This is a genomic window from Nocardia sp. NPDC059154 (assembly GCF_042755705.1).
Classification (GTDB): Bacteria; Actinomycetota; Actinomycetes; order Mycobacteriales; family Mycobacteriaceae; genus Nocardia.
On the sequence record NZ_JBHZCS010000175.1, the window covers coordinates 1 to 3,435 of the forward strand.

Below are 3,435 nucleotides of genomic sequence, written 5' to 3' on the forward strand. Positions count from 1 at the left end.
CTCGGTGCGCACCGCTGGGTGGTCGAGCAGAGTTTCGCACTGCTGCACTGGTTCCGGCGACTGCGCATCCGCTGGGAGATCCGCGACGACATCCACGAAGCCTTCCTCAGCCTGGCCTGCAGCATCATCTGCTGGCGCCGGCTGGTCAACCTCTCACTCTGTTAGGAGTTCTAAGGCGTTCTGGATGGACAGCACCAGAGGACCAGACGCCACAGGCCGATGGACTGTCGTCAGTCCATCGGCTCGGCCAGCCGGCGTGCGGTCGAGGTATCCAATCCGAAGCAAATCAGGTCGGCACGCCAAAGAAAATGAGAGTGCGACTAGAGTTTGTTTAGCGCTGAGATATCGAAATCGACATCTTGTAGCTGTTTCTTAGTGACAACGCCGCGAGGTAGGAGTTTGCGCGCATACATATGCTCCCGCGGTCGATTTACGCTCTCAATGCAGATACATGCGTCTCCCCGGAAGTGAAATACTGAAATATCAGACGTTGTGCCGGGTCGTGTGACGCTTTCGGTTGCGCCAGCGGGTAGGCCGACGATCTGTAACTTTAGATTATACTGGTCTGACCAAAACCACGGAATTGATTCATAGGCGCGATCTGCACCCCCAATGACAGCGCCCGCCACTCGCGACTGATCGATGGCATTCTGCACGGATTCCAGCCGTATTCCGCTAGAATTATATGGGCCTACGTACGACACACAGTCGCCAGCGGCGAAAACATTTGCCTGACTAGTTCGCGAACGCGAGTCGACCGCAATGCCATTCCGGCTCATCAGTCCGAGCTGTTGGGATAGTTCTAGGTTGGGAACTGAACCGATACCGACGATGACGGTATCTGCATCTATCGACGTACCATCGTCCAGGATCACCCGACGAACAATGCCTCGTTCCCCGACCAGCGAATGCACTGATCTTGAAGTCAGCAATTTGACGCCATGATGGGCGTGTTGCGTTGAAAAGAATTCAGATACTTCCGGTGCGACAACGCGGGCGAGTACTCGATCTTCGGCCTCTATCACTGTGACTTGCTTATGTTGCTGTACAAGCACGGAAGCGATCTCCAGGCCGATAAATCCGGCGCCGATAACGACGACGTTTTCTGCCTCCGCTGCGGCGGCTCTAAGGGCACGAGCGTCCGCGATGGAACGCAGATAGTAGACATTTTTGAGATCGGAGCCCGCGCAGGTGAGCTCCCGCGGACGCGCGCCGACGGTGAGAGCGAGGACGTCGAACGTGATACGCGCACCATTTGACAACACTGCCGCATTCGTTGCTGGATCAAGTTGGAGCACTCTGACTCCCAGCTCCAACTCAATATTGTTAGCGGAATAGAAGGCTGCCGCCCTGAGGGGGGTGCCCTCCTCGGCCGGCTCTTTGAGATAGGATTTTGAGAGCGGCGGGCGGTGGTAGGGTAGCTCGGCCTCTTCGCTCACGATAACGATGTCTTCGCAGTACCCGTTTGCGCGGGCGTGAGAGGCAAGTTCGGATCCTGCATAGGACCCGCCGATAATCAATAACCTTTGACGTGCTAGTGACATCGACTTGCCAGTGCCCTTTCTAGAAGATTGTAGTTCAGGTAGTAATCCGGACGTGCGCCAATCATCGCGAGAAGCCGGAGGCGTGTTTAGACGATCGTACATTCTATGGCAGCCTACCCACGCTTAGGGGTGCCATCGGCGCTAACCAGCGGTATGCCCTGACGAGCCGTACCGCTGGATACCAGCAAGATGAATCCAGCATCGATAGTCTGTAAAAGCTGCGACAGTTCGGTTACTGGTTGTGCCGTGCTCTAAATTTCTGCTCCGGGCGCAAGTGTTACCGTTACGCCGTCCAGATCCTCCGAGAGCTCGATCTGGCAGGAAAGCCGCGAGTTCTCCTGGCGCTCTTCGGCGAGGTCCAGCATTGCATCTTCGATTTCAGCCGCCGGTTTCAGTTTGGCGAACCAAGCCTCGTCTACGTATACGTGACACGTTGCGCATGCGGCGCTACCGCCGCATTGGGCGGCAATGTTCATTCCTGCATCGCGGATGGCTTGCATAAGAGTTTTTGCGGCGGGATCATCGAGTACGACCAACTCCTTTTCCTGGCTGTAGACGAAGATCTTCATATTGGAATACTCCTCAAGTTCGTGCACATTTGGGTGAGTGCGGAATTGCTAAAACCAGACACCTAAGTGCCGAAGCGTTTCCGGCCTCGGTATTAGCGGCGTGTGTTGGGTACTTGGCGTGTTGCCCAGGTTAAGTACTGGTTGGCTCGGCGTCCATTACCAAGCCTGCACCTATCGGTTCCGATGTGGTACCATTCGGTGTGGAGATTCGACATTTGCGGTACTTTACGGCCGTCGCGGAAGAGCTACATTTCGGGCGTGCTGCACGTAGGCTGTACATGAGCCGTCCTCCTCTGTCGAAGCGCATCGCGGACCTCGAAGACGAGCTCGGCGTTCAACTGTTCACCCGTACAAGCAGGTCCGTGCACCTCACGCCTCACGGTCAGAGACTGCTGCCTCTCGCAAGGGCGGCCATTCGAGCGTTCGACGCCGCTGTCGAAGCCATGGCGCTGCCAGCCGAGGTCGACCGGGCACTGCGCGTGGCGCTCGTGAGTACAACGTCCCCGGACGTGGTGCGTACCCTCAAGGCCTTGTTTGCCACGTGGAACATCGACCTCGACTGGTCGGAGGCCTCGACGGCTGAGCAGTACAAGGGTCTCCTCGATGGCCTCTTCGACCTGGGGGTCATGGGTCTTCCAGTTGATGCACAAGGCCTTTGGGTATCGCCTCCGTTGAGGAAGATCCTCGGTGTCGCCGTTTCTCCGGAGCATCCACTTGCCGGCGATGAGCCGATTAGGCTCTCCGATTTGCAAGACCAGACGATTCTCCTACCAACGCGAAGTTCTGCCCCTGCACATTATGATCGTTTTCTTGCGACATGCAGAGAAAATGGGTTCCAACCACGTAAGATCAAGCATGGCGATCAACGCCATCAAGCGTTGATGGTCGAATCGGAGCTATCGTCCGACCACGCTGTCACATTCATCCCTAGGTCCGACGCCGGCCGGCTGGGCCATGTTTCATGGCGGCCCATCGAAGGCGAGCCCTTGGCATGGCAAATCGCAGTGTGCTGTCGGCTTGGTGAGGAAAGGGACGCCGTCATGCAGGCGGCCATCCATGCTGTGCTCGGTGCATTACAAGAACACGATAACTGGTGTAGCACAAAAGATTGAAGCGCTTCTCGTTCGATGTGCAGGCCTTGGTAGGCGTTTTGTCTCGCGCGCCGGATGGATTTCGGGGCGGTTTTTGCTTCCTTTGTTGCACGTAACTGTGTGTGCTCCATCGAGTTAGCCTCGATCTTTCGCGGGGCCTTCGGCCCGGCGTGATCGGTTTCGGATTGGCTTCCGGCGGCTGACGAGTGGCCTGTGGGCAACACAGAGTAG

At 56.9% G+C, this 3,435-nt stretch carries 4 protein-coding genes; 2 read left to right on the forward strand and 2 right to left on the reverse strand.

Annotated elements, in window-relative coordinates:
- The first annotated feature begins 18 nt into the window (after positions 1–18).
- The gene (locus ACFXN1_RS51515; protein ID WP_379446276.1) at positions 19–165 is read left to right on the forward strand and encodes a hypothetical protein; all 147 of its coding nucleotides are present in this window, start codon (positions 19–21) and stop codon (positions 163–165) included.
- A gap of 155 nt (positions 166–320) precedes the next feature.
- Here ACFXN1_RS51515 and ACFXN1_RS51520 read toward each other — a convergent pair whose 3' ends face one another.
- Together ACFXN1_RS51520 and ACFXN1_RS51525 are read right to left on the reverse strand one after the other, a co-directional pair.
- Positions 321–1,646: an NAD(P)/FAD-dependent oxidoreductase gene (locus tag ACFXN1_RS51520; RefSeq protein ID WP_379464168.1), complete on the reverse strand. Its 1,326-nt coding sequence runs from the start codon at positions 1,644–1,646 to the stop codon at positions 321–323.
- Between the two features lie 149 nt (positions 1,647–1,795).
- Positions 1,796–2,113: a 2Fe-2S iron-sulfur cluster-binding protein gene (locus ACFXN1_RS51525; RefSeq protein ID WP_379446650.1), complete on the reverse strand. Its 318-nt coding sequence runs from the start codon at positions 2,111–2,113 to the stop codon at positions 1,796–1,798.
- A gap of 200 nt (positions 2,114–2,313) precedes the next feature.
- Between ACFXN1_RS51525 and ACFXN1_RS51530 the strand changes: the two genes are divergently transcribed.
- Positions 2,314–3,225: a LysR substrate-binding domain-containing protein gene (locus ACFXN1_RS51530; RefSeq protein WP_379464170.1), complete on the forward strand. Its 912-nt coding sequence runs from the start codon at positions 2,314–2,316 to the stop codon at positions 3,223–3,225.
- Positions 3,226–3,435 lie beyond the last annotated feature (210 nt).

Coding starts and splice junctions, on each gene's coding strand:
- ACFXN1_RS51520 (WP_379464168.1), bottom strand. CDS start 1,646: ATGTACGATCGTCTAAACACGCCTCCGGCTTCTCGCGATGATTGGCGC.
- ACFXN1_RS51525 (WP_379446650.1), bottom strand. CDS start 2,113: ATGAAGATCTTCGTCTACAGCCAGGAAAAGGAGTTGGTCGTACTCGAT.